Origin of the sequence: Kosakonia pseudosacchari, from assembly GCF_900184035.1 — a bacterium.
GTDB lineage: Bacteria > Pseudomonadota > Gammaproteobacteria > Enterobacterales > Enterobacteriaceae > Kosakonia > Kosakonia pseudosacchari.
On the sequence record NZ_FXWP01000010.1, the window covers coordinates 41,483 to 67,861 of the forward strand.

General features: G+C 53.8%; 26 protein-coding genes. 12 read left to right on the forward strand and 14 right to left on the reverse strand.

The genetic code is table 11. From position 1 onward, the window contains the following. Nucleotides 1-159 precede the first annotated feature (159 nt). On the reverse strand, nt 160-558 hold the full coding sequence (zapG, locus tag BN2591_RS06485) for a Z-ring associated protein ZapG (RefSeq protein ID WP_065369473.1): 399 nt from the start codon (nt 556-558) through the stop codon (nt 160-162). A gap of 189 nt (nt 559-747) precedes the next feature. Here zapG and zapE point away from each other — a divergent pair, with 189 nt between their 5' ends. The 5 genes from zapE to sspB all read left to right on the forward strand — a co-directional run bounded on the left by zapE (nt 748) and on the right by sspB (nt 4,427). Next, nucleotides 748-1,875 (forward strand): cell division protein ZapE, encoded by a 1,128-nt coding sequence (gene zapE, locus BN2591_RS06490; protein ID WP_086870040.1) that lies wholly within the window; start codon nt 748-750, stop codon nt 1,873-1,875. A 255-nt stretch (nt 1,876-2,130) separates the two neighbouring features. Continuing rightward, nucleotides 2,131-2,559: a 50S ribosomal protein L13 gene (rplM, locus tag BN2591_RS06500; RefSeq protein WP_004868222.1), complete on the forward strand. Its 429-nt coding sequence runs from the start codon at nt 2,131-2,133 to the stop codon at nt 2,557-2,559. Nucleotides 2,560-2,574: 15 nt separating this feature from the next. Continuing rightward, nucleotides 2,575-2,967, forward strand: a complete 393-nt coding sequence (rpsI, locus tag BN2591_RS06505) for a 30S ribosomal protein S9 (RefSeq protein WP_000829818.1) — start codon at nt 2,575-2,577, stop codon at nt 2,965-2,967. A 313-nt stretch (nt 2,968-3,280) separates the two neighbouring features. Beyond that, a complete protein-coding gene (sspA, locus tag BN2591_RS06510; protein WP_017457310.1) occupies nt 3,281-3,919 on the forward strand; it encodes a stringent starvation protein SspA in 639 nt (212 codons plus the stop codon). Nucleotides 3,920-3,923: 4 nt separating this feature from the next. Beyond that, on the forward strand, nt 3,924-4,427 hold the full coding sequence (gene sspB, locus BN2591_RS06515) for a ClpXP protease specificity-enhancing factor (protein WP_086870042.1): 504 nt from the start codon (nt 3,924-3,926) through the stop codon (nt 4,425-4,427). A gap of 96 nt (nt 4,428-4,523) precedes the next feature. Here sspB and BN2591_RS06520 read toward each other — a convergent pair whose 3' ends face one another. Together BN2591_RS06520 and gltB are read right to left on the reverse strand one after the other, a co-directional pair. Next, complete coding sequence (locus tag BN2591_RS06520) at nt 4,524-5,942, reverse strand: glutamate synthase small subunit (protein ID WP_017457312.1); 1,419 nt, start codon at nt 5,940-5,942, stop codon at nt 4,524-4,526. A gap of 9 nt (nt 5,943-5,951) precedes the next feature. Continuing rightward, nucleotides 5,952-10,412 carry a glutamate synthase large subunit gene (gene gltB, locus BN2591_RS06525; protein WP_086870044.1) on the reverse strand — a complete coding sequence of 1,487 codons (4,461 nt, stop codon included), beginning with the start codon at nt 10,410-10,412 and terminating at the stop codon, nt 5,952-5,954. A 670-nt stretch (nt 10,413-11,082) separates the two neighbouring features. Between gltB and mnmL the strand changes: the two genes are divergently transcribed. The 4 genes from mnmL (at nt 11,083) to mtgA (ending at nt 16,067) form a co-directional block, all read left to right on the forward strand. Next, on the forward strand, nt 11,083-12,009 hold the full coding sequence (gene mnmL, locus BN2591_RS06535) for a tRNA modification radical SAM protein MnmL/YtqA (protein WP_086870047.1): 927 nt from the start codon (nt 11,083-11,085) through the stop codon (nt 12,007-12,009). A 101-nt stretch (nt 12,010-12,110) separates the two neighbouring features. Next, nucleotides 12,111-14,447: an aerobic respiration two-component sensor histidine kinase ArcB gene (arcB, locus tag BN2591_RS06540; RefSeq protein ID WP_086870049.1), complete on the forward strand. Its 2,337-nt coding sequence runs from the start codon at nt 12,111-12,113 to the stop codon at nt 14,445-14,447. 238 nt (nt 14,448-14,685) lie between these two features. Further along, nucleotides 14,686-15,339 carry an isoprenoid biosynthesis glyoxalase ElbB gene (gene elbB, locus BN2591_RS06545; protein ID WP_086870051.1) on the forward strand — a complete coding sequence of 218 codons (654 nt, stop codon included), beginning with the start codon at nt 14,686-14,688 and terminating at the stop codon, nt 15,337-15,339. Then, nucleotides 15,336-16,067, forward strand: coding sequence for a monofunctional biosynthetic peptidoglycan transglycosylase (gene mtgA, locus BN2591_RS06550; RefSeq protein ID WP_086870053.1), 732 nt, complete (start codon nt 15,336-15,338; stop codon nt 16,065-16,067). The genes elbB and mtgA overlap by 4 nt, the downstream gene beginning before the upstream one ends. A gap of 1 nt (nt 16,068) precedes the next feature. Here mtgA and npr read toward each other — a convergent pair whose 3' ends face one another. The 11 genes from npr to BN2591_RS06605 all read right to left on the reverse strand — a co-directional run bounded on the left by npr (nt 16,069) and on the right by BN2591_RS06605 (nt 23,991). Beyond that, nucleotides 16,069-16,341 (reverse strand): PTS phosphocarrier protein NPr, encoded by a 273-nt coding sequence (gene npr, locus BN2591_RS06555; RefSeq protein ID WP_007369893.1) that lies wholly within the window; start codon nt 16,339-16,341, stop codon nt 16,069-16,071. Continuing rightward, nucleotides 16,338-17,192, reverse strand: a complete 855-nt coding sequence (rapZ, locus tag BN2591_RS06560) for an RNase adapter RapZ (RefSeq protein ID WP_017457318.1) — start codon at nt 17,190-17,192, stop codon at nt 16,338-16,340. Before rapZ ends, npr begins: the two co-directional genes overlap by 4 nt. Nucleotides 17,193-17,237: 45 nt before the next feature. Then, nucleotides 17,238-17,729 carry a PTS IIA-like nitrogen regulatory protein PtsN gene (gene ptsN / locus BN2591_RS06565; protein WP_017457319.1) on the reverse strand — a complete coding sequence of 164 codons (492 nt, stop codon included), beginning with the start codon at nt 17,727-17,729 and terminating at the stop codon, nt 17,238-17,240. A gap of 81 nt (nt 17,730-17,810) precedes the next feature. Further along, the gene (hpf, locus tag BN2591_RS06570; RefSeq protein WP_020455445.1) at nt 17,811-18,098 is read right to left on the reverse strand and encodes a ribosome hibernation promoting factor; all 288 of its coding nucleotides are present in this window, start codon (nt 18,096-18,098) and stop codon (nt 17,811-17,813) included. Nucleotides 18,099-18,120: 22 nt separating this feature from the next. Further along, nucleotides 18,121-19,554, reverse strand: coding sequence for an RNA polymerase factor sigma-54 (gene rpoN, locus BN2591_RS06575; RefSeq protein WP_086870055.1), 1,434 nt, complete (start codon nt 19,552-19,554; stop codon nt 18,121-18,123). A gap of 48 nt (nt 19,555-19,602) precedes the next feature. Further along, nucleotides 19,603-20,328 carry an LPS export ABC transporter ATP-binding protein gene (lptB, locus tag BN2591_RS06580; protein WP_086870057.1) on the reverse strand — a complete coding sequence of 242 codons (726 nt, stop codon included), beginning with the start codon at nt 20,326-20,328 and terminating at the stop codon, nt 19,603-19,605. 6 nt (nt 20,329-20,334) lie between these two features. After that, nucleotides 20,335-20,895 carry a lipopolysaccharide ABC transporter substrate-binding protein LptA gene (lptA, locus tag BN2591_RS06585; protein ID WP_017457323.1) on the reverse strand — a complete coding sequence of 187 codons (561 nt, stop codon included), beginning with the start codon at nt 20,893-20,895 and terminating at the stop codon, nt 20,335-20,337. Then, on the reverse strand, nt 20,864-21,439 hold the full coding sequence (gene lptC, locus BN2591_RS06590) for an LPS export ABC transporter periplasmic protein LptC (protein ID WP_086870060.1): 576 nt from the start codon (nt 21,437-21,439) through the stop codon (nt 20,864-20,866). Before lptC ends, lptA begins: the two co-directional genes overlap by 32 nt. After that, the gene (gene kdsC / locus BN2591_RS06595; protein ID WP_017457325.1) at nt 21,436-22,002 is read right to left on the reverse strand and encodes a 3-deoxy-manno-octulosonate-8-phosphatase KdsC; all 567 of its coding nucleotides are present in this window, start codon (nt 22,000-22,002) and stop codon (nt 21,436-21,438) included. The genes lptC and kdsC overlap by 4 nt, the downstream gene beginning before the upstream one ends. 14 nt (nt 22,003-22,016) lie before the next feature. Then, a complete protein-coding gene (kdsD, locus tag BN2591_RS06600; RefSeq protein WP_086870062.1) occupies nt 22,017-23,003 on the reverse strand; it encodes an arabinose-5-phosphate isomerase KdsD in 987 nt (328 codons plus the stop codon). 13 nt (nt 23,004-23,016) lie between these two features. Beyond that, on the reverse strand, nt 23,017-23,991 hold the full coding sequence (locus BN2591_RS06605) for a calcium/sodium antiporter (protein WP_086870065.1): 975 nt from the start codon (nt 23,989-23,991) through the stop codon (nt 23,017-23,019). A 229-nt stretch (nt 23,992-24,220) separates the two neighbouring features. On the opposite strand from BN2591_RS06605, the gene mlaF reads away from it, so the two are divergent. The 3 genes from mlaF to mlaD are packed head-to-tail and all read left to right on the forward strand — an operon-like array spanning nt 24,221 to nt 26,379. Further along, nucleotides 24,221-25,033 carry a phospholipid ABC transporter ATP-binding protein MlaF gene (mlaF, locus tag BN2591_RS06610; RefSeq protein ID WP_086870067.1) on the forward strand — a complete coding sequence of 271 codons (813 nt, stop codon included), beginning with the start codon at nt 24,221-24,223 and terminating at the stop codon, nt 25,031-25,033. A gap of 7 nt (nt 25,034-25,040) precedes the next feature. Beyond that, the gene (mlaE, locus tag BN2591_RS06615; RefSeq protein ID WP_017457329.1) at nt 25,041-25,823 is read left to right on the forward strand and encodes a lipid asymmetry maintenance ABC transporter permease subunit MlaE; all 783 of its coding nucleotides are present in this window, start codon (nt 25,041-25,043) and stop codon (nt 25,821-25,823) included. Nucleotides 25,824-25,827: 4 nt separating this feature from the next. After that, nucleotides 25,828-26,379: an outer membrane lipid asymmetry maintenance protein MlaD gene (gene mlaD, locus BN2591_RS06620; protein ID WP_086870070.1), complete on the forward strand. Its 552-nt coding sequence runs from the start codon at nt 25,828-25,830 to the stop codon at nt 26,377-26,379.

Genomic DNA, 26,379 nt, shown 5'->3' on the forward strand with positions numbered 1-26,379 from the left:
TCTCGTAACCTGAAGTGGAAGGAATGACGCCCCAAAACAGTTTGATGTTATTGAAATTTCAACCGCGTAACAATGAGGTGAATGACTAAATAATAGCTGCGATGCGCAAGAAGGGACGGGCGCAAGGAGCGCGCCCGTAAATATTTCAGAAGTGTTCGATTATTTACGGCTGGCGCCGCCGCGCAGCAGGCCAGAAGCACCTTCAGAATAGTCGCGCGGGATCTGCACCGGCGCCTGATCGTTGCTGGCTTCGGATTCGGCCAGACGGTTGCGGAACGGGTTCTCTTCCGCGGACATTTCCGGCAGCAGGCTGGTAGAGCTTTTCGCCATATGCTGATAAAGCTGGCGGTAATCGTGCGCCATGTTATCCAGCAGCTCAGCGCTGCGGGCAAAGTGGCTTACCAGCTCTTCGCGATACTCTTCGAGTTCCGCTTTGTTTTTTTCCAGCTCGTACTGCAAGGCCTGCTGTTGGCGCAATTTGCGGTTTCCGAAACGCATACCCACGGCACCAATAATAATGCCGACAACCAACCCAATTAGCGCATATTCCCAGGTCATGAACTTCTCCCGTTGTTTTTTGATTCCGTAGGGTGTGGGCTGCAAGCTCCTGCCTGCGCCTGATTGTGCCACTATAACCGCTAATCGTGCAGAAGTGGAATCCTGACGCAGCATCGCGTAGTGTAGAACGGCCTTTTTTTCGTCAACCCTGTGGGGGCGGATCGATTTTCAAGGAATAACAACAACACCATGCAGAGCCTTTCCCCAACATCGCGATATTTAAATGCCCTGAACGAGGGTAGCCATCAACCGGATGATGTGCAAAAAGAAGCCGTCTCGCGGCTGGATGTCATTTACCAGGCATTAATTAACCGCAGCGAACCCGCCGCGCCGCAAAGTGGCGGCTTGATGGCGAAGTTTGGCAAGCTGCTCGGCAAACCTGAGCGGAAAGAAGCCGCACCTGTACGTGGTCTCTATATGTGGGGCGGCGTCGGGCGGGGAAAAACCTGGCTGATGGACATGTTCTATCAAAGCCTGCCCGGCGAGCGTAAACAGCGTCTGCACTTTCACCGCTTTATGCTGCGCGTCCATGAAGAGCTGACCTCGCTGCAGGGGCAAAGCGATCCGCTGGAAATCGTGGCCGATCGCTTTAAAGCCGAAACTGATGTGCTGTGCTTTGACGAATTTTTTGTCTCAGATATCACCGACGCCATGCTGCTTGGTGGGCTGATGAAAGCGCTATTCGCACGCGGTATCACGCTGGTGGCGACCTCGAATATTCCGCCGGATGAACTGTACCGTAACGGTTTGCAGCGGTCGCGGTTTTTACCCGCTATCGACGCGATTAAACAGTTTTGCGACGTCATGAATGTCGATGCGGGTGTCGATTATCGCCTGCGGACACTGACGCAGGCGCACCTGTGGTTAACGCCGTTAGATGGCAGTACTGCTCAGCAGATGGACAAACTGTGGCTGGCATTGGCGGGGGCGGCACGACAAAACGCGCCGGAACTAGAGATTAATCATCGACCATTGCCAACGCTGGGTGTGGAAAACCAGACGCTGGCGGTGTCGTTTTCTACCCTTTGCGTGGATGCCCGCAGCCAGCATGACTATATTGCGCTTTCACGGCTCTTTCATACGGTGATGTTGTTTGATGTGCCGGTGATGACGCCGCTGATGGAGAGCGAAGCGCGGCGGTTTATCGCGCTGGTGGATGAGTTCTACGAGCGCCACGTGAAGCTGGTGGTTAGCGCTGCGGCAGCGCTGCATAACATCTACCAGGGCGAGCGGCTGAAGTTTGAGTTCCAGCGCTGTTTATCTCGCTTGCAGGAGATGCAGAGCGAAGAATACCTGAAACGCGCACATATGCCCTGATGCGGCCTTGCCTTCTTTTCTTGCCAGAGGGCGACAAAACCTGCGTCAAATCACGAAAAGGGGTCGATCTTTGACCCCGACTTCTCTATAATCCTGCGACCCCACGTTACAAGAAGGTTTTTTTCCCGAAACTTTCTCTGTGTCGGCATAAGCTATTCGAAGGGGTAGGTTTGCCGGACTTTGTCGTGTGAACCTCAACTGACTAAACGTTTGGGTGTTCACCAACGTGTAACTAATTATTTGGGTAAGCTTTTAATGAAAACTTTTACAGCTAAACCAGAAACCGTAAAACGCGACTGGTATGTTGTTGACGCGACCGGTAAAACCCTGGGCCGTCTGGCTTCCGAACTGGCTCGTCGCCTGCGCGGTAAGCATAAAGCGGAATACACTCCGCACGTTGATACAGGTGATTACATCATCGTTCTGAACGCAGAAAAAGTTGCTGTAACCGGCAACAAGCGCGAAGACAAAATGTATTACCACCACACCGGCCACATCGGTGGTATCAAAGAAGCGACCTTTGAAGAGATGATTGCTCGCCGTCCTGAGCGTGTGATTGAAATCGCGGTTAAAGGCATGCTGCCAAAAGGTCCGCTGGGTCGTGCTATGTACCGTAAACTGAAAGTTTACGCTGGCAACGAGCACAACCACGCGGCACAGCAACCGCAAGTTCTTGACATCTAATCGGGATTATAGGCAATGGCTGAAAATCAATACTACGGCACTGGTCGCCGCAAAAGCTCCGCCGCTCGCGTGTTTATCAAACCGGGCAACGGTAAAATCGTAATCAACCAGCGTTCGCTGGAACAGTACTTCGGTCGTGAAACTGCCCGCATGGTAGTTCGTCAGCCGCTGGAACTGGTCGACATGGTTGAAAAATTGGACCTGTACATCACCGTTAAAGGTGGTGGTATCTCCGGTCAGGCTGGTGCGATCCGTCACGGTATCACCCGCGCTCTGATGGAGTACGACGAGTCCCTGCGTTCCGAACTGCGTAAAGCTGGCTTCGTCACTCGTGACGCGCGTCAGGTTGAACGTAAAAAAGTCGGTCTGCGCAAAGCACGTCGTCGTCCGCAGTTCTCCAAACGTTAATTGGTTTCTGCTTCGGCAGAACGATTGGCGAAAAAACCCGGTGCGAACCGGGTTTTTTTATGGATAAAGATCGTGTTATCCACAGCAATCCATTGATTATCTCTTCTTTTTCAGCATTTCCAGAATCCCCTCACCACAAAGCCCGCAAAATCTGGTAAACTATCATCCAATTTTCTGCCCAAATGGCTGGGATTGTTCATTTTTTGTTTGCCTTACAACGAGAGTGACAGTACGCGCGGGTAGTTAACTCAACATCTGACCGGTCGATTAAGTCCGGTAGCAGTAAATTCTGAATATATACCTGGAGGTTTTCATGGCTGTCGCTGCCAACAAACGTTCGGTAATGACGCTGTTTTCTGGTCCTGTGGACATCTATAGCCATCAGGTCCGTATCGTGCTGGCCGAAAAAGGTGTCAGCTTCGAAATTGAGCACGTGGAAAAGGATAATCCTCCTCAGGATCTGATTGACCTCAACCCGAATCAAAGCGTACCGACACTTGTAGATCGTGAACTCACCCTGTGGGAATCACGCATCATTATGGAATATCTGGACGAACGTTTCCCGCACCCGCCGTTAATGCCGGTTTACCCGGTGGCGCGCGGTGAGAGCCGTCTGTACATGCATCGTATTGAGAAGGACTGGTATTCGCTGATGAATACCATCCAGAACAGCAGTGGCGCACAGGCGGACGCGGCGCGTAAACAGCTGCGTGAAGAACTGTTGGCGATTGGCCCGCTGTTCACCCAGAAACCTTACTTCCTGAACGATGAGTTCAGCCTGGTTGACTGCTACCTCGCTCCGCTGCTGTGGCGTCTGCCGGTACTGGGTATCGAACTGAGCGGTGCCGGTGCGAAAGAGCTGAAAGGGTATATGACACGCGTTTTCGAGCGTGATTCCTTCCTTGCCTCTCTGACAGAAGCCGAGCGCGAAATGCGCCTGGGCCGGGGTTAACTGAATGGATTTGTCACAACTGTCTCCACGCCGTCCGTATTTACTGCGGGCCTTCTACGAATGGCTGCTGGATAACCAGCTTACGCCGCATCTGGTTGTTGATGTGACGTTGCCGGGCGTACGCGTGCCGATGGAGTATGCGCGTGACGGGCAGATCGTGTTGAACATTGCACCGCGCGCGGTCGGCAATCTGGAACTGGCGAATGACGAAGTGCGTTTCAACGCGCGCTTCGGCGGCGTGCCGCGTCAGGTTGAAGTGCCAATGGCCGCCGTGTTGGCGGTTTATGCCCGTGAAAACGGTGCCGGTACGATGTTTGAACCGGAAGCCGCGTACGATGAAGAGGTCGTCGGCCTGAACGATGACGACAATACTTCTGCGCAGGAAAACGAGACGGTGATGTCGGTTATCGACGGTGATAAACCCGATCACGAAGACGATCACGATAACAGCCCTGATGACGATCCGCCGCCGCGCGGTGGGCGTCCATCGCTGCGCGTGGTGAAATAACCTGGAAAGCAGAACCTGACGGTTCTGCTTTTTTTTACCTTTAAAATGCGTATAAAAAAGGAGGCCGAAGCCTCCTTTTGGGTCGCTACATGGATATTACACTTCGAGGTAGTTCAGGATGCCGTCCGCCGCCTTACGGCCTTCGGCAATCGCCGTTACCACCAAGTCAGAGCCACGCACGATGTCGCCGCCAGCAAAGATTTTTGGGTTGCTGGTCTGGAACGCATTTTCGCTGCCTTCTGGCGCAATCACACGGCCCTGCGAATCCAGCTCAACGCTGTGTTTTGCCAGCCACTCCATGCTGTGTGGGCGGAAACCAAACGCCATGACAACAGCGTCAGCCGGAACCACATGTTCGGAACCGGCAACAATTTCCGCACGGCGACGGCCTTTCGCATCCGGCGCGCCCATTTCGGTGCGTGCCATCTTCACACCGCACACTTTACCATTGGCATTGATTTCAATGCCCAGCGGCTGCACGTTAAACTGGAACTCGACGCCTTCTTCACGCGCGTTTTTCACTTCGCGTTTCGAACCTGGCATGTTCTCCTCATCACGGCGATAGGCACAGATAACGTGCGTCGCGCCCTGGCGTACTGAAGTGCGCACACAGTCCATCGCGGTATCGCCACCGCCAAGCACCACAACACGTTTGCCTTCCATGCTGACATACGGTTCTTCCGGCGTTTCGCCAAAGCCCATAATCTGCTTGGTGTTGGCGATGAGGAACGGCAGTGCATCGAAGACGCCGTTTGCGTCTTCATTTTCCAGTCCGCCGCGCATCGACTGATAAGTCCCGACGCCAAGGAACACCGCGTCGTACTCTTTCAGCAGCTCGTCAATCTGCACGTCGCGACCCACTTCGGTATTGAGTTTGAACTCAATACCCATGCCGGTGAAAATTTCACGACGGCGGATCATCACCTCTTTTTCCAGCTTAAAGGCCGGAATACCGAAGGTCAGCAGGCCGCCGATCTCCGGGTGGCGATCGAACACCACCGCTTTTACACCGTTGCGGGTCAGTACATCGGCACACGCCAGGCCTGCCGGGCCTGCACCAATAATCGCCACGCGCTTATCGGTCTGTTTCACACCGGTCAAATCCGGGCGCCAGCCCATTTCGAACGCTTTGTCATTGATATAGCGTTCAATGTTGCCGATGGTCACCGCGCCAAACTCGTCGTTCAGCGTACAGGAACCTTCACACAACCGGTCTTGCGGGCAAACGCGGCCGCATACTTCCGGCAGGGTGTTGGTCTGATGCGACAGCTCAGCCGCTTCAAAAATACGCCCCTCATTTGCCAGTTTCAGCCAGTTCGGGATGTAGTTATGGACCGGGCATTTCCACTCGCAGTAAGGGTTGCCGCAGGAGAGGCAGCGATCTGCCTGTGCTTTGGCCTGGCCTTCTGAAAACGGCTCATAGATTTCAACAAATTCAATTTTACGGATCTTCAGCGCTTTCTTCGGCGGATCAACGCGCTGCAAGTCGATAAACTGGTACACGTTCTGACTCATTGCTACCCCTTACTGCGCCTGCACACGCAGCTCTGCTGCGCTACGACTACGGTGACCCAACAGTGCTTTCACATCGCTGGACTTCGGCTTAACCAGCGCGAATTTGCTGGAGAAGGCTGGCCAGTTCGCCAGGATCTCTTCACCGCGCTGCGAACCGGTATGCTGCACATGCTCGGTGATAAGACCACGCAAGTGCTCTTCGTGGATGGCGAGGTCATCGACGCTCAGCACTTCCACCAGCTCCGGGTTCACGCGTTTACGGAATTCACCATCTTCATCCAGTACATAGGCGAAACCGCCCGTCATCCCCGCGCCAAAGTTAACACCGGTTCGACCCAATACGCAGACAATGCCGCCGGTCATGTATTCACAGCCGTTATCGCCGATACCTTCCACCACGGTGATTGCGCCAGAGTTACGGACCGCGAAACGCTCACCCGCACGGCCTGCGGCGTACAAACGACCGCCGGTTGCGCCATACAGACAGGTGTTACCAATAATGCTCGCTTCGTGGCTGCGGAAAGCAGAACCCACCGGCGGACGTACTGCCAGCAAGCCGCCAGCCATACCTTTACCCACATAGTCGTTCGCGTCGCCCGTCAGATACAGCTCCACGCCGCCTGCGTTCCACACGCCGAAGCTCTGGCCTGCGGTGCCGCTAAAGTGTGCCTTGATCGGATCTGCCGCCAGCCCTTGGTCGCCATGCGTCTGCGCGATATAACCCGACAACAGCGCGCCGACGGAACGATCGGTGTTGCGAATATCGAACCAGAAGGTTTTGCTCTGCTTCTCATCGACAAACGGTTTCGCCTGTTGCAGCAACTGCGCGTTCAGTACGCCATTATCAAACGGCGGGTTGTGCTCGGTGCAGTACAGCGCTTTACCTGGGTGCGGTTCTGCCGTCTCCAGCAGTTTCGACAGATCCAGTTTTTGCTGCTTGGCGGTAAAGCCATCAAGCTCTTTGAGCAGGTCGGTGCGACCAATCAGATCCACCAGACGTTTCACGCCCAGTTGCGCCATCAGCTCGCGGGTTTCACGGGCGATAAATTCAAAGTAGTTGGTCACTTTGAACGGCAGGCCGTGATAGTGGTTTTTACGCAGCTTCTCGTCCTGGGTTGCCACACCGGTCGCGCAGTTGTTCAGGTGACAAATTCGCAGATATTTACAGCCCAGCGCCACCATCGGGCCGGTACCGAAACCAAAGCTTTCCGCCCCCAGAATCGCCGCTTTGATGATGTCCTGGCCGGTTTTCAGACCGCCATCCACCTGCAAACGGATCTTATGACGCAGGCCGTTAGCCACCAGTGCCTGTTGGGTTTCAACCAGACCAAGCTCCCACGGACAACCGGCATATTTCACCGAAGAGAGCGGGCTTGCGCCGGTACCACCGTCATAACCGGCGATAGTGATAAGGTCAGCGTAGGCTTTCGCCACGCCGGTCGCGATGGTGCCAACACCTGGTTCGGAGACCAGTTTGACGGAAATCATCGCTTTCGGGTTGACCTGTTTCAGGTCGAAAATCAGCTGCGCCAGATCCTCGATAGAGTAAATATCGTGGTGCGGCGGCGGGGAAATAAGCGTAACGCCAGGCACGGAGTAGCGCAGTTTGGCGATGTACGGCGTGACTTTATCACCCGGTAACTGACCACCTTCGCCCGGTTTTGCCCCCTGAGCCACTTTGATCTGAATAACATCCGCGTTGACCAGATACGCAGGCGTAACGCCAAAACGACCGGAGGCCACCTGTTTGATGCGCGACACTTTATTGGTGCCGTAGCGCGCCGGATCTTCGCCGCCTTCGCCGGAGTTAGAAAAACCGCCAAGGCTGTTCATCGCTTCCGCCAGTGCTTCGTGCGCTTCCGGGCTCAGCGCGCCGATGGACATCGCTGCGGTATCGAAGCGTTTAAACAGCTCCGTCGCCGGTTCAACATCTTTCAGGCTCACCGCTTCGCCGTTTGGCGTAATCGCCAGCAGATCGCGCAGCGTTGCCGCCGGGCGCTCGTTTACCAGCTTCGCGTATTGCTGGTAATCGCTGTATTCGCCGCTCTGTACCGCTTGTTGCAGCGTACGCACCACATCCGGGTTGTACGCATGGTACTCGCCGCCGTGGACATATTTCAGCAAACCACCTTGCTCCAGCGGCTTACGCGCCAGCCATGCACGTTTGGAAAGGTTCAGCAGATCCTGCTGGAAATCGGCAAAGCCTGCGCCGCCGATACGGCTGACCACGCCTTGGAAGCACAGCCCGGACACGTCATCGTGCAGGCCGACGGCTTCAAACAGTTTCGAACAGCGGTAAGAGGCGATAGTCGAAATGCCCATTTTGGACATGATCTTGTACAGCCCTTTGTTGATGCCGTTACGGTAGTTCAGCATCACCGTGCGGTAATCTTTTTCGATGGCTTTGCTGTCCACCAGTTTCGCCAGCGTCTCATAGGCCAGGTACGGGTAGATTGCCGTCGCGCCGAAGCCCAGCAGCACCGCGAAGTGGTGCGGATCACGGGCGCTTGCGGTTTCGACAATAATGTTGGCGTCGCAGCGCAGGCTCTTATCCACCAGGCGGGTCTGAATCGCGCCAACGGCCATCGGCGCCGGAACCGGCAGACGGTTTTTGGCGATATTACGGTCAGAGAGCACCAGCAGAACCGTGCCGTTACGCACCATCTGCTCGGCTTTGTCGCACAGCGCTTTGATGGTCTCTTCCAGCGTGGTTTCCGTCACGTCGAAAGTGATATCCAGCTTATCGGCGCGGTAGTGCTCCTCTTTCATCGTCGTCAGCTGTTTGAAATCAGAGAACAGCAGGATCGGCGATTTAAAGCTCAAACGGTGGGCCTGGCCTTCCGCTTCGCAGAAAACGTTCATCTCGCGGCCAATGCTGGTCGCCAGCGACATCACGTGCGCTTCACGCAGTGGATCGATAGGCGGGTTGGTGACCTGCGCGAACTGCTGGCGGAAGTAGTCATAAATAATGCGCGGCTGGCTGGAGAGCACGGCAAACGGCGTGTCATCGCCCATTGAGCCGACCGCTTCCTGGCCGTTTTCACCCAGCACACGAATCACTGAATCCAGCTCTTCGAAGCTGTAATTAAACTGTTTCTGGTAGCTTGCCAGCAGGTCGTCGTCCAGTTCGCGGGTGCCGACTTCTTCATCCGGCAGGTCTTCGAACGGCACCAGACGGCGGACGTTTTTCTCCATCCACTCTTTGTACGGGTGGCGGCTTTTCAGATCGTCATCGGTTTCAGCGGAGTGCAGAATACGCCCACCGCGAGTATCGATAACCATCAGCTCGCCAGGGCCAACGCGACCTTTTTCGACCACTTCATCCGGCTGGTAATCCCAAATCCCCACTTCAGAGGCGCAGGTGATGAGCTTGTCTTTGGTGATGACATAGCGCGCCGGGCGCAGGCCGTTACGGTCGAGGTTACAGGCGGCGAAGCGACCATCGGACATCACGATGCCCGCCGGGCCGTCCCACGGTTCCATATGCATGGAGTTAAAGTCAAAGAAGCTGCGCAGATCCGGATCCATCTCCGGGTTGTTCTGCCATGCTGGCGGCACCAGCAAACGCATGGCGCGCACAATATCCATCCCGCCAGCCAGCAGCAGCTCGAGCATGTTATCCATGGAGCTGGAGTCGGAGCCGGTTTCGTTGACGAATGGCGCGGCGTCATGCAGATCCGGGATCAGCGGCGTCTGGAATTTGTAAGTACGTGCGCGTGCCCACTGGCGGTTACCGGTAATGGTGTTGATTTCACCATTGTGCGCCAGGTAGCGGAAAGGCTGCGCCAGCGGCCAGCGTGGAACGGTGTTGGTGGAGAAGCGCTGGTGGAACAGGCAAATGGCTGATTCCAGACGCAGATCCGCCAGGTCCAGGTAGAAGCGCGGCAGATCCGCCGGCATACACAGACCTTTATAGATGTTCACCAGATTCGAGAGACTACATACGTAGAACTCTTTATCTTCCTGCAGGCGTTTTTCGATACGACGACGGGCGATAAACAGGCGGCGCTCCATATCGCGCGGACGCCAGCCCGCAGGGGCGTTAACAAAAATTTGCTCAATACGAGGCAGCGAGGAGAGGGCGATTTCACCGAGCACCCCTTCGTTGGTTGGCACATCGCGCCAGCCGACAATCGACAGGGTTTCACGTTGAAGTTCTTCTTCTACGATACGGCGCGACGCGTTGGCTTTATCGGGGTCCTGGTTCAGGAACAGCATACCAACGGCGTAGTTTTTGGCTAAACGCCAGCCGCGTTCTTCCGCAACGATACGGAAAAAACGATCGGGTTTTTGCAGCAGCAGGCCGCAACCGTCACCGGTTTTGCCGTCAGCGAGAATCGCGCCACGGTGCTGCATTCGGGCCAGTGCGTGAATAGCGGTACGCACTACCTTGTGGCTAGGTTCGCCTTCTATGTGGGCGATCAGGCCGAAACCACAGTTATCTCTCTCAAGAGATTTATCGTACAACATATCAGTGAACCTCCCCAGGCTCTACGAGAGCCCCTCCAGAACGTTACGCACAGGCACAAAAAGAGCATGGCGACGGGGCAATTGCCTCGCATGTCGCCCTCTTTAATTTCCTTTTCGCATCGATACACAAGTGTTGAGGACTTGCTTAAGAGGGAATCTCAATTACTGCATAAATATGATGAGCAGACTGCTCATCCAGAAAGCTTCCAGCGGATTCCCAAGTTATCGGGAATCCGTACACAGGTCAAATGCCGAGCTTATTTATACAAAAAAGTGCTAAAACATATTTATATAATTGATTTTTATGATTATTTAATCATTTTTACATTCAATGAACGCGTTACTAAGCGGCAGCATAGTGTGATCTGACTCACTATCTAAAAGCGCTGTTTATGATGTTCTATTCTGAGTGAGGTTTTAATAGCAGATTTTTATTCTGCTATGCGCTCTGGAGTCGCATGAACGCACTGTTTTTCACGGGTGATAGTATTTCTGCAAAATAACGCAGCGACATAAGGAAAAGTAATCGTCTTTAGGGTGAATGAAATTGCGATTATATTGACTGATTATGCAATGAATAAAAGCCTTCCCGGGCGATTGATCCAGGTCATCGCCGACGAAAGCTAAAAGTGGCAGGCTACGCCCTTTTATTTGGGCGGCCTCTCAGATTATGCAGTTACAGAAATTAGTCAATATGTTTGGTGGGGATCTTGCCCGCCGCTATGGCGAAAAAGTCCATAAACTGACCTTACATGGCGGCTTTAGCTGCCCTAATCGCGATGGCACCCTTGGTCGCGGCGGTTGCACTTTCTGTAATGTCGCCTCTTTTGCTGACGAAACGCAGCAGCATCAATCTATTGCCGCACAGCTTGCTCACCAGGCGCAGTTGGTGAATCGCGCCCGGCGCTATCTCGCTTATTTCCAGGCGTACACCAGCACCTGGGCGGAAGTGCAGGTGCTGCGCTCGATGTACCAGCAAGCAGTCAGTCAGGCGAATATTGTTGGCTTGTGCGTGGGAACACGTCCGGATTGCGTACCAGAAGCTGTGCTGGATTTGCTGTGCGAATACCGCGAGCAGGGCTATGAAGTGTGGCTGGAGCTGGGTTTGCAGACCGCGCATGATAAAACGCTGCATCGGATCAATCGTGGGCACGACTTCGCCTGTTATCAACACACAACACAGCAAGCCCGTGAGCGCGGCCTGAAAGTCTGCACGCATCTTATCGTCGGCTTACCCGGCGAACGCCAAGTGGAGTGCCTGGAGACGATACAGCGTGTTGTAGAGACTGGCGTCGACGGCATCAAGCTCCATCCTTTACATATTGTGAAAGGCAGCATTATGGCGAAGGCATGGGAGGCGGGGCGCCTGAATGGAATAGGGCTGGAAGAGTACACCGTGATCGCTGGCGAAATGATTCGCCATACGCCGCCGGAGGTGATTTTCCACCGTGTTTCCGCCAGCGCACGCCGCCCGACACTGCTTGCCCCGCTGTGGTGTGAAAACCGCTGGACGGGAATGGTAGAGCTGGATCGTTACCTGAAAGAGCAGGGCGGGCAAGGTTCTGCGCTGGGGCGTTGCTGGCAATTTCCCGTCTGATCTCATCGCGAAACGCTAATCACCTCAGCATTTTTCGCACAAGCTTCAACGCCTTGCTCAGAATTGAGTATTATTGAGCGGAATTGTTCGAGGAAATCTCTATGAAGCAAATCCGTTTACTGGCGCAATATTACGTCGACCTGATGATGAAGCTAGGTCTGGTGCGTTTTTCCATGTTGCTTGCGTTGGCGCTAGTGGTGCTGGCCATCGTGGTGCAAATGGCCGTTACCATGGTGTTGCAGGGGCAAGTGGAAAGCATTGATGTTATTCGCTCCATCTTTTTTGGCCTGCTGATTACGCCGTGGGCGGTCTATTTCTTATCGGTAGTGGTTGAGCAGCTCGAAGAGTCGCGTCAGCGTTTGTCGCGGCTGGTTGAGAAACTGGAAGAAATGCGCGAGCGTGACCTGAAGCTCAATGTGCAGTTGAAAGACAATATTGCCAAGCTTAACCAGGAGATCAGCGACCGCGAGAAAGCGGAAGCAGAGCGCCAGGAAACCTTTGAACAGTTAAAAATAGAGATGCAGGAGCGTGAGCAGACGCAAATCCAGCTCGAACAGCAATCCTCTTTTCTGCGTTCCTTCCTCGACGCCTCGCCGGATCTGGTGTTCTATCGCAACGAAGATAAAGAGTTCTCCGGCTGTAACCGGGCGATGGAGCTGCTAACCGGTAAGAGCGAGAAACAGCTTATTCATCTTAAACCGCAGGATGTCTATTCCCCGGAAGCGGCGGAAAAAGTGATTGAAACCGACGAGAAAGTCTTCCGTCACAACGTCTCTTTAACCTACGAACAGTGGCTGGATTACCCGGATGGTCGCAAAGCCTGTTTCGAGATCCGCAAAGTGCCTTATTACGATCGCGTGGGTAAACGCCACGGACTGATGGGCTTTGGTCGCGATATCACTGAGCGTAAACGCTACCAGGACGCGCTTGAGCGTGCCAGCCGGGATAAGACTACCTTTATTTCCACTATCAGCCACGAACTGCGTACGCCGCTGAATGGCATTGTTGGGTTAAGCCGGATCCTGTTGGATACCGATTTAACGCAAGAGCAGGAAAAATACCTGAAGACAATCCATGTCTCCGCCGTAACGCTCGGCAACATTTTCAACGATATTATCGACATGGATAAAATGGAGCGGCGCAAAGTTCAGTTGGATAACCAACCGCTTGATTTCACCAGCTTCCTGGCCGATCTGGAAAACCTCTCCGCCCTGCAGGCGCACCAGAAAGGGTTGCGCTTTGTCCTTGAGCCCACGTTGCCACTGCCGCATCAGGTCATTACGGACGGTACGCGTTTGCGCCAGATCCTGTGGAACCTTATCAGTAACGCCGTCAAATTTACCCGTGAAGGGCAGGTGGAGGTGCGCGTGCGTTACGACGAAGGCGATATGCTGCACTTTGAAGTGCAGGATTCCGGGATCGGTATTCCGCGCGATGAGCAGGATAAAATTTTCGCCATGTATTACCAGGTGAAAGACAGCCACGGCGGTAAACCGGCGACGGGCACTGGCATTGGCCTGGCCGTTTCACGCCGTCTGGCGAAGAACATGGGCGGCGACATTACCGTCAGCAGTGAGCCGGGGGCGGGTTCAATATTTACGCTGACCATTCACGCACCGGCGGTGGCGGAAGAAGTTGAAGACGCGTTTGAAGATGATGATATGCCGCTTCCGGCGTTACATGTGCTGCTGGTAGAAGATATCGAGCTGAACGTGATTGTCGCGCGTTCGGTGCTGGAAAAACTGGGCAGCAGCGTGGATGTCGCCATGACCGGCACTGCCGCGCTGGAGATGTTCACGCCGGGTGAATACGATTTGGTGTTGCTGGACATTCAGTTGCCGGATATGACCGGGTTGGATATTTCACGGGAGTTGACCCGCCGTTACGCGCGTGAGGAGTTACCGCCGCTGGTGGCGCTTACCGCCAACGTGCTGAAAGACAAACAGGAATACCTCGATGCGGGCATGGATGATGTACTGAGCAAACCGCTGGCAGTCCCGGCATTAACTGCCATGATTAAAAAGTTCTGGGATGCGAGTGAAAGTGAGGAGGAACCGGTGACAACCATGGACAACAGTAAAGTACAAACGCTGCTTGATACCGCCATGCTTGAGCAATATATCGAGCTGGTCGGGCCGAAATTAATTACCGACGGACTGGATGTGTTTGAAAAAATGATGCCGGGCTATTTGAGCGTGCTTGAATCAAACCTGACCGCGCGCGACCAAAAAGGGATTGTGGAAGAGGGCCATAAAATTAAAGGCGCTGCGGGTTCTGTCGGGCTGCGTCATTTGCAACAGCTTGGTCAGCAGATTCAGTCCCCCGATCTGCCTGCGTGGTGGGATAACGTCGGTGACTGGGTGGAAGAGATGAAGCAGGAGTGGCGCAACGATGTGGCGGTGTTAAAAGCCTGGGTAGCGGACGCTGGAAAAAAATGACCCCGGATTAACCGGGGTGCGCGAATACTGCGCCAACACCAGGGAAATCGTGGCTGCGCCGTAATTGAGTTGTTTTTTTGCAAGGGCGTAGCCTGAAAAAATTCGACCACACGCACATAAGATAGCAAATCTTAAATGATTTGTTACATCAATCAGTGAAATGTGTGAAGCAAGGCTCCCTTATCAAAATTTTTAATTATCATCAGTATGTTAGTGCGTTGCATAAAGGATGAGCAAAATGAAAAAAGTCGGCGTGATTCTCAGCGGTGCAGGCGTGTATGACGGCTCGGAGATTCATGAAGCGGTGATTACGCTGTTAGCCATTGCCCGTCATGGTGCGCAGGCGGTCTGTTTCGCCCCCGATAAATGGCAAAGCGATGTGGTAAATCACGTCACGGGCGAAACGCTGGCTGAGCGACGTAATGTGCTGATTGAAGCCGCCCGTATTGCTCGTGGTAATGTCCAGCCGTTATCGCAGGCATCTGCAAACGATCTGGATGCGCTGATTGTACCGGGTGGTTTTGGCGCGGCGAAAAATCTCAGTAACTTTGCCAGCCTCGGCAGTGAATGCACCGTTGACAGCAGTCTTAAAACGCTGGCGCTGGAGATGCATGAGGCAGGAAAACCGCTCGGTTTTATGTGCATCGCACCGGCGATGTTGCCGAAAATTTTCGATTTTCCACTACGCCTGACGATCGGCACGGATATTGATACCGCAGAAGTGCTGGAAGAGATGGGGGCCGAGCATGTGCCGTGCCCGGTCGACGATATTGTTGTCGACGAAGAACACAAAGTAGTAACGACGCCTGCATATATGCTGGCGGAAGACATCGCGCAGGCTGCTTCCGGTATCGAAAAGCTGGTAGCGCGCGTGCTGGTGCTGGCCGAATGAGGAAATGGTTTCGCGGTCCGCTGAAAGCCACTTTTAAGCGTATTGCTCTGCGGGTGTTATGCGTACTGGCGCTCTTCTGGGGGGGCGGCATTGTGCTGTTCAGTTTCCTGCCGGTTCCTTTTTCCGCCGTGATGGTGGAACGCCAGTTGGGCGCGTGGTTTAGCGGCGACTTTGGCTATGTCGCGCATTCCGACTGGGTCGGTATGGATGATATTTCGCCGTGGATGGCGCTGGCCGTGGTGGCCGCTGAAGATCAGCGTTTTCCTGAACACTGGGGGCTGGATTTTAGCGCCATTGAGAAAGCGCTCTCACATAACGAGCGGCATGAGAACCGTATTCGCGGTGCCTCGACGATCTCACAACAGACGGTGAAAAACCTGCTGCTATGGGATGGAAAAAGCTGGGTGCGCAAAGGGCTGGAAGCAGGGCTGACGCTAGGGATGGAAGCCGTGTGGACCAAGCGGCGGATCCTGACCGTGTACCTGAATATCGCAGAGTTCGGGGACGGCGTATTTGGTGTCGAGGAGGCCTCGCAGCGCTATTTTCATAAACCGGCGAGCCGCTTAACCATGTCAGAAGCGGCGCTACTGGCCGCCGTATTGCCAAATCCGATTCGTTTTCAGGCCGCCGCGCCCTCTGGCTATGTACGCAGCCGTCAGGCATGGATCCTGCGGCAGATGCGGCAACTGGGTGGGGAAGCGTTCTTAGCGCGCAACAAGTTGTACTAAATTAATCTTCATCAAACCCGGCGTTAAACAGTGCAATCACAGCTGCCAGCGCTTCTTCTTCCTGCGGGCCGCTGGCCTCCACTTCAATTTGCCGACCTTTTGCAGAATCCAGCATCAGCAGCGCAATCACGCTGCTGGCTTCTGCTTCGGTGCCTTCATCATTGCGCAGCAGCACTTCCGCATCGAAGCCCTGTACCAGTTCAAACAGTTTCATGGCCGGGCGCGCATGCATCCCCAGCTTATTGGTGATCTCAACGGTTTGTTTTACGGTCATGTTTTGCGTTTTTCCAGCGTACGGTGACGGGATTGAACGTTCTTACCGCGCGAGCGGAAATAATCCGCCAGTTGTTCGGCGACATAGACGGAGCGATGTTTACCGCCGGTACAACCGATGGCCACGGTCAGGTAACTACGGTTGTTGGTCTCCAGCATCGGTAGCCACAACTCGAGATAACTACGCGTCTGGTAGATAAAATTGTGCACTTCCGTATGTCTGTCGAGGAACGCCGCGACGGGTTTGTCGAGGCCGGTCATCGGGCGCAATTTAGGATCCCAGTGCGGGTTCGGCAGGAAGCGAACGTCAAAGACGTAATCCGCATCGATAGGAATACCATGTTTGAAACCGAAGGATTCAAACACCATGGTCAGTTCACGTTCGCGCTTACCTAACAGGCGCGTACGCAGCATTTCTGCCAGTTCATGCACCGACATTTCCGACGTATCGACAATCAGATCCGCACGTGAACGCAGCGGCTCCAGCAAGTTGCTCTCTTCGTCAATCGCGCTTTCAAGCGACAGATTTTTACTGGAAAGTGGATGCAGGCGACGCGTATCGCTGTAACGGCGGATGAGCGTGTTGCGATCGGCATCGAGAAACAATAACTGCGGTGAAAAGGCATCCGGCAGATTGCTCATCGCCTGTTCAAAAATTTCCGGTGACTCCGGCATATTTCGCACATCGATACTGACAGCAGCGGAAGTCTGGCGCTCGGCAAGCGTCTGCGCCAGCTCTGGCAGTAGCACGACCGGCAGGTTGTCGACGCAATAAAAACCCATATCTTCCAGGGCGCGCAGAGCGACGGATTTCCCTGAACCCGAACGACCACTGACGATCATCAGGACCATGAACCATTTCTCCTCAGTACAACTGATAAAAAGGTTTCCTTCCCGTTACGCATCGTCGCTTTCACCTTCCGTCTGCGTGATGATTTGATATAGCTCTTCATCACTTTGCGCGCTGCGCAGGCGCCGGCAGATAGTCTTGTCCGCCAGCCTTTTGGCGACCAGCGAGAGCGTATGCAGATGCGTTTTGGTTTGATCCGCTGGCACCAACAGGGCAAACAGCAGATCGACAGGCTGATTATCGATAGCGTCGAAGGCAATGGGCGTTTCGAGTTGCACAAAAACGCCAACGGCGCGAAGCGTGTCTTCTTCAAGCTTACCGTGAGGAATGGCGATACCGTTTCCAATGCCGGTGCTGCCCATTTTCTCGCGCGTAAGAATCGCTTCAAAGACGACTTGTGGCGGTAAGCCTAACTGTTTTGCCGCCAGTTCACTGATGATTTCCAGAGCACGTTTTTTACTCTGGCAGTGAACGCCGCTACGGGTACATTCCTGGTTAAGGACATTGCTCAATTGAAGAGCGGAATCGTTATTCATCATAATTTCACCTGAGCGACGCCAGAGCCAGCCACCCTACCGGGTTGCGGTAGGGTGCAACGCGCCAGACGGACGCTCGGACAATTAGTGCTGTTTCAGTTTATCTTTATGCTTCGTGAGCTGCCGCGCCAGTTTATCGATCAAACCGTCGATAGCAGCGTACATATCCTGCCCTTCCGCACTGGCATGCAACTCGCCGCCATTGACATGGAGCGTCGCATCCGAGGTGTGAGTCACTTTCTCCACTTTCAACACAATATAGACCTGATTAATCCTTTCGAAATACTGTTCAAGTTTGGCGAATTTATTGGTCACAAATTCACGCAGAGCATCAGTGATCTCGACGTTTTGTCCTGTGATGTTAAGCTGCATAGTGTCTTCCTTATCGGTTGGGTCAAACCAGCTGTTTACGCTGATTCGACGGCGGAATGGATAAAGATTCTCGATACTTCGCAACGGTACGCCGCGCCACCATGATTCCTTGATCGGAAAGCAGGGTCGTCAGCTTACTGTCGCTCAGCGGTTTTGCAGGGTTTTCTGCGGCGATCAATTTCTTCACCAGCGCGCGAATAGCGGTAGAGGAGGCTTCGCCACCACCTTCGGTATTTACATGGCTGGAGAAGAAATACTTCAGCTCGAAAATGCCGCGAGGACTGTGCAGGTACTTCTGGGTCGTTACACGAGAAATCGTCGACTCGTGCATCTCGACGGCCTGGGCGATATCGGCCAGCACCATCGGTTTCATAAATTCTTCGCCTTGTTCAAAAAAGGCTTGCTGCTGCTCCACAATGCAGCGGCTAACGCGCAACAGCGTGTCGTTGCGGCTCTCGAGGCTTTTGATCAACCACTTCGCTTCCTGCAAATTACTGCGGATGAACTGATTATCGGCATCGTTACGAGCGCCGCCGCCCATTGCGGCATAATGCTGGTTGATTTGCAGACGTGGAATGCTGTCGGAGTTCAGCTCCACCGTCCAGCGGCCGTTATGTTTGCGCACCAGAACATCCGGAATCACATATTCCGGTTCGCTGGTCTGGATCGACTGACCAGGGCGCGGATCCAGAGACTGGATCAGATTTACCGCCTCTTTCAGTACTTCTTCTTTCAGACGCGTCACGCGCATCAGAGTGCGGAAATCGTGATTGGCGAGCAGATCCAGGTGATCGCTAATGATAAGCCGGGCTTCTTCACACCACGGTGTCTCTTTGGCGAACTGCGAGAGCTGGATCAGCAGGCAATCGCGCAGATCTCGTGCGGCAACACCAACGGGATCGAAGCGTTGAATGCGTTTTAGCACTGCCTCGACTTCATCAAGCCCTACGTCGTCATTGCCCATGCTTTCCAGCACTTCTTCCAGCGAAACGGTGAGATAGCCTGTTTCGTCAACGGCATCGACAATCGACGTTGCGATAGCACGATCGGTGTCAGAGAAGGGCGTCAACCCTACCTGCCACATCAGATAATCCTGTAGTGACTGCGTGGTTTCGCCCTGATAGATAGGCAATTCATCGTCAATGTAGTCGTGGCTGCTGCCGGAAGGGGTGCCAGCGGTGTAAATTTCATCCCAGCTGGCATCCAGCGGCAACTCATCCGGCATCTCTTTTTGCTCAAGAGCGTCAACGGTATCCAGACCGTCATTTTCCTGAACCTGCTGGCTATCGACTTCCTCGTGAAGGTCAGTTTGTTCCAGCAAAGGATTACTCTCCAGCGCTTGCTGAAGTTCCTGCTGAAGTTCCAACGTGGACAACTGCAGCAGACGGATGGCCTGTTGCAGTTGTGGCGTCATGGCTAGCTGTTGGCTAAGCCTTAGTTGCAAACCTTGCTTCATATTCAGAGCAGCACTCTCCGACAAAAAACGTCAATAAACCCTACCCTATCAGAGTCTGAAGTCTTCCCCAAGATACACGCGCTTAACGTGTTCGTCTTCAAGGATTTGCTGCGGTGTTCCATGCGCAATGAGATGCCCCTGACTGACGATATAAGCACGCTCACACACTGCCAGCGTTTCACGAACGTTATGGTCAGTAATCAGCACGCCGAGGCCGCTGTCACGCAGGTGCTCAATGATACGTTTGATATCAATAACGGAGATCGGGTCGACGCCGGCAAACGGTTCATCCAGCAGGATAAATTTCGGGTTCGCCGCCAGCGCGCGGGCGATTTCCACACGGCGACGTTCACCACCGGAGAGCGATTGGCCCATGTTGTCGCGCAGATGTTCGATGTGAAACTCTTCCATCAGCTCATTAGCGCGATCTTCGCGTTGCTCTGTGGTCAGGTCATCGCGGATTTGCAGGACGGCCATCAGGTTATCGTAGACGCTCAGGCGGCGAAAAATCGAGGCTTCTTGCGGAAGGTAACCAATACCGCGGCGCGCACGCGCATGCAACGGCAGCAGGCTGATATCTTCGTCATCAATAATGATGTTGCCGGCGTCACGCGACACAATACCCACCACCATATAAAAGGTGGTGGTTTTCCCTGCGCCGTTAGGGCCAAGCAGGCCGACGATTTCGCCAGAGTTGACGGTCAGACTGACATCCTCAACTACGCGACGGCCTTTATAAGCCTTGGCGAGATTCTTTGCAGTTAATGTTGCCATAACGAATTAGTTACTCTTTTTTTGCGCCGGAGCCGGGGTTTGTTTGTTGCTCTTATCCTGCAACTGCGACGGAACCAGAACGGTGGTCACGCGTTTGCCTTTGTCGCTGAACGCCTGCATTTTCTGCTCTTTCACCAGATAAGTGATTTTGTCACCGGTGATATTGCTATCCAGCTGTTCCAGATAGGCGTTACCAGTCAGCACAACGAAATCTTTTTCCAGTTCGTAATGCATCTGCGAGGAGTGGCCCTTAACGGGTTTGCCATTGTCCTGCATTTGGTAAAACGTCGCCGGGTTGCCGTAACCGTCAATGATCTCTTTACCTTGCTGACCACCCGGACGGGTAACGACGACTTTGTCGGCATTAATTTTAATTGTTCCCTGGGTTACCACGACGTTGCCAGTGAAGGTCACGACATTACCCTGCATATCCAGCGACTGCTGATCGGAGTCGATATGGATAGGCTGATCGGTATCCCCGGTCACGGCGAGCGCCGGAAGCGCGGCGGCCAAAAGCGTGGTGGCCAATACAAGATTAAGGCTGCGTTTGTTTGTTTTGAATTTCATAGAAGCTTCTAACCTTTTCAATCAGCTCGGCGTTTTTGCTGCGTAAGTTGCCGCGCATTTTCAGGCCGGTGGAATTAAATGTTGTACCGTACAACGTGACCTGATCATTCGAGGTAACATCCTGCGTTACCAGGTTAATCTGGGCGTTATCCGTGGTGATTTTTCGCAGCTGGGCGTCCGCCGTCAGCGCATTAACTTCAACATGTCCATAAAGATAAAGCATTTTGTCATCGGTCAGCTTTGCTTTGTCTGACTTTATCGACCAGGTTGGAACCTTATTCTCGTCGAACGTTGTCAATACTGGCTGCGCGAACCAACTCACACCTTCAGCAGAAAAGTATTCCACATTCTGCGCGATAAGCCGGTAGTTAAGTGCCCCTTCCGGGCTATAAACCACCGTATCCGTATGTTGGCTTTTGTAAGTCGGGTCGGCAGTATTGGTGGCGACCGGATCCGGCTCATCCTGAGCCGTCAGGTTGATCCCTATCAGGATCAGTGCGGCCAGCGCCAGCAGAATGATGACCCAACGTCTGGTTTTACTCATATCGATTGCCCTTTGGCCTCATCCAGCTTACCTTGCGCCAGCAACAACAAATCACAGACTTCACGAACTGCGCCTCGGCCGCCATTAATGCGCGTAACGTAATCCACGCGCGAAAGTAGCAGCGGATGAGCATCGGCAACGGCAACGCTCAAACCAATTTCCGCCATTACTGGCCAGTCGATCAAATCATCACCCACATAAGCAACCTGCTCAGGGGTAAGCGCCAGTTTTGCCAGCAGCTCGCGGTAAGCGAGCAGTTTATCCGATTGACCTTGATACAAGTGCTTAATCTTTAGCGTTTCGCAGCGATCTTCCACTAGTTTAGCTTTTCGCCCGGTAATGATGGCAACCTCGATATCGGAAGTGAGCGCGCAGCGGATCCCGTAGCCATCGCGTACATTAAATGCTTTCAGCTCTTCTCCGTTGTTGCCCATATAGATGAGCCCATCAGATAACACGCCGTCCACATCCAGAATCAACAAGCGTATTTTTTCCGCTTTCGCCATAACTTGCGTGCTTACCGGCCCATAACAGGTTGCAAGCGACGCGCCAGCATTACTCATTCTTATGTCCTTCTTTACACTACGCCAGCGCGCAGTAAATCGTGCATATGTAACACACCGAGCAACTGGTCGCCATCGGCTACCAACACGGAGGTAATGTGCCGGGATTGCATCAGATTCAGCGCATCCACTGCCAGCGTGTTGGGACGTACCCGAACACCGCCGGGCGTCATGACGTCGGCAATGCCCATGCTGCGGACATCGCCGCCCATATCGAACACGCGGCGTAAGTCGCCGTCGGTAAAGATGCCTTCAATTTTCATCAAATCATCGCAGATAACCGTCATACCCAGGTTTTTACGCGTGATTTCAAGCAGTGCATCGCGCAGGCTGGCGTTTTTGCTGACATGGGGGATTTCGTCACCGGAGTGCATGATGTCATTGACGCGCAGTAACAGTTTGCGACCCAGCGCGCCGCCGGGATGCGATAAGGCGAAATCTTCCGCCGTAAAACCGCGCGCTTTCAGCAACGCAACTGCCAGCGCATCACCCATCACCAGCGCCGCCGTGGTGCTGGACGTTGGCGCCAGACCCAGTGGACAGGCTTCTTTCGGCACCTTCACGCATAAATGAATATCTGCGGCGCGCGCCATGCTGCTTTCGGGCCGGCTGGTCATGCAAATCAGCGAAACTTTTAATCGCTTCAGAACCGGAATTAAGGCGAGGATCTCGTTTGACTCTCCTGAGTTTGACAGCGCAATGACCACATCCTGTTGACTGACCATTCCCAGATCACCATGGGCCGCTTCGCCCGGATGCACAAAGAAAGAGGGGGTTCCGGTGCTGGCAAATGTGGCAGCCATTTTTCTACCAATATGGCCGGATTTGCCCATTCCCATCACCACCACTTTCCCGGCGCAATAGAACATTTTTTCGCACGCCTGCGTGAAGTCGGCGTTGATGTATTGATCCAGCTCTGCGAGGCCTTCACGTTCAATTTCCAGGACGTCTTTACCTGCTTGTTGAAAGTCAAAACCCGGCTGCAAATCTATTTGCGACATAATGCGTATCCGATTATCCAGTCAAAAGCGGCGACAGCCAGTAGAGCAGCGCCAGCCATACGATAAACCCGCCGAACAACAGTGCCCCCACAGCTCTGCTGATTTGCTTACGTCGCCAGCACATCAGGGCAAAAAGGGCACTGACCAGCAACATCACGCCATAATCACGCGTAAAGGCTATCGGGTTAAACTCGCCCGGCGCAATCAACGCGGGCAAACCCAGCACAAGAGCAATGTTAAAGATGTTTGAACCAATAATATTGCCAACGGCGATATCGTCTTCACCTTTGCGCGCACCGGCAATCGCGGTCGCCAGTTCAGGCAGACCAGTACCGATAGCAATAACCGTCAGGCCAATGGTCAGCTCGCTGATAGCAAAGTAGTTTGCTACCACGGTTGCGTTATCCACCACCATACGTGTTGCCATCGGCATAATAATTAACGCTACACCCAGCCAAAGGAACGCGACAGAAAGGCTGCCGTCTCGCGGTAGCTCCGCCAACTGCTCTCGGGTGAGACTGTCATTGCCCTGCCGCTCGGCCAGGCGGGCAATTTTAACAATGAACACCAGCCATAGCACGGCTAATAACAGTAAAATAATGCCGTCAAAGCGACTGAGGTGCCCATCGTACAACACCACACCCGCCAGCAGACCGGCTACCAAGGTTAACGGTAATTCGCGGCGCAGAATATCGGAATGTACGGTAAAAGGGTGTAAAAGCGCGGCGACGCCGAGGATCAACAAGATATTCGTGATGTTGGAACCGATCGCCGTGCCGATAGCCAGATCCAACTGGCCATGCAATGATGCGGCAACGGAGGTGATTATCTCCGGTAGTGAGGTACCGATGCTTACAACGGTCATGCCGATGATTAAAGGCGGTACGCCGAAGGTGCGACAAAGGATCGAAGCAGCGAACACCAGACGATCGGCACTGTAGACCACTAAGAGTAAACCAATTATCAATAGCGCCGTCGCTAAAAGCATCTAACGTCCTTTCTTCAGGTATAATCCGCCGGCTCGCAGGCTGCCATGCTGGGTAAAACCGGGAGTTCCGCGTAGCGTAATGATTCCTAATTTTGACTTTATGCGGCTCAAAAGTAAAACAAATGCCAGCTTTCGCTAACCTCAGCAGGTAATATTCTGTAAAAATGTTGGGTTCGTGATGTTATCAAGCGTCATGCTTGTGGCCGACGAGGCTTATAAGGAAGAGGAAATGAGCCAGACTGTGGCGAATTTGGTCGATGTTCGTGGCGTCAGTTTCTCCCGCGGCAGCCGCCCAATCTTTGACAATATTTCACTGACGGTACCGCGCGGTAAGATCACCGCCATTATGGGACCTTCAGGGATCGGCAAAACGACGCTGTTGCGTCTGATCGGTGGACAAATCCCGCCCGATAGCGGTGAGATTTTATTCGATGGCGAAAACGTGCCAGAGATGACGCGTTCGCGTCTGTTCACCGTGCGCAAAAGAATGAGCATGCTGTTTCAGTCTGGTGCGTTGTTTACCGATATGAACGTTTTTGACAACGTTGCTTATCCTTTGCGTGAGCACACGCGGCTGCCCGAGCCGTTGCTGCGAAGCACGGTGATGATGAAGCTGGAAGCCGTGGGGCTGCGCGGTGCGGCAGACTTAATGCCATCAGAACTCTCAGGCGGTATGGCGCGCCGCGCCGCGTTGGCAAGAGCCATTGCACTGGAGCCGGACCTGATCATGTTTGATGAACCCTTTGTAGGTCAGGATCCCATCACAATGGGCGTGCTGGTGAAGTTGATCTCCGAGCTGAATAGCGCGCTGGGCGTCACCTGTATTGTTGTTTCCCACGATGTTCCTGAAGTGCTGAGTATTGCTGATTACGCCTATATTGTGGCTGACAGGAAAATTGTCGCCCACGGTAGTGCGCAAGGGCTGCAAGAGAACAGCGATCCGCGCGTGCGTCAGTTCCTGGATGGTATTGCCGATGGCCCGGTTCCGTTCCGCTACCCGGCGGGTGATTATCAGACCGATTTATTAGAAACAGGGAGTTAAGACGCTCATGCTGCTAAATGCACTGGCATCGCTTGGGCACCGCGGGATCAAAACGATCGCGACGTTCGGGCGCGCCGGTTTGATGCTCTTTAATGCGGTGGTGGGTAAACCCGAATTCCGCAAACACGCGCCGCTGCTGGTTCGCCAGCTTTATAATGTCGGCGTACTGTCGATGCTCATTATTATTGTTTCTGGCGTGTTTATCGGTATGGTGCTCGGTCTGCAGGGTTACCTGGTGTTGACCACCTACAGCGCCGAAACCAGTCTTGGCATGTTGGTGGCGCTGTCGCTGCTGCGCGAGTTGGGGCCGGTTGTCGCCGCGTTGCTGTTCGCCGGTCGGGCCGGTTCTGCATTGACTGCTGAGATTGGTTTGATGCGCGCGACCGAACAGCTTTCCAGCCTTGAAATGATGGCGGTTGATCCGTTGCGGCGCGTGATTTCGCCGCGATTTTGGGCGGGAGTCATCTCGCTACCGCTGTTGACCATTATTTTTGTCGCTGTCGGTATTTGGGGCGGCTCGCTGGTTGGCGTTAACTGGAAAGGTATCGATACGGGCTTTTTCTGGACCGCGATGCAAAACGCCGTTGAGTGGCGGATGGATCTGGTTAACTGCCTGATTAAAAGCGTGGTGTTTGCCATTACTGTGACCTGGATTGCGTTATTTAATGGTTATGATGCGATCCCGACTTCCGCCGGCATTAGCCGGGCGACAACACGCACCGTTGTGCACTCCTCGTTGGCCGTGCTTGGCCTTGATTTTGTGCTCACCGCACTGATGTTTGGGAATTGAGTTCATGCAAACGAAAAAAAGTGAAATTTGGGTCGGTGTTTTCCTTGTACTGGCGCTGCTGGCTGCACTCTTCATCTGCTTAAAAGCGGCAGATGTCGCCTCCATGCGCACTGAGCCGACTTACCGTGTCTATGCCACCTTTGACAACATTGGCGGTCTGAAAGCCCATTCGCCGGTACGAATTGGCGGTGTGGTGGTCGGGCGCGTTGCTGATATCTCTCTTGATCCCAAAACCTATCTGCCGCGTGTCGCGCTGGATATTGAAGAGCGTTACAACCAGATCCCGGATACCAGTTCGCTGGCGATCCGCACTTCCGGGTTGTTAGGTGAGCAGTATCTGGCGCTGAATGTTGGCTTTGACGATCCTGAAATGGGAACTTCTATGCTTAAAGAAGGAAGCACCATTCAGGACACCAAGTCCGCCATCGTGCTGGAGGATCTTATCGGACAATTCCTTTACAACAGTAAAGGCGGCGACAATAAGAATTCAGGCGATGCGGCAGCCCACGATGCAGGGAATACTCAAGCCGCACCGTCTGCTGGCCAGACGAATTAA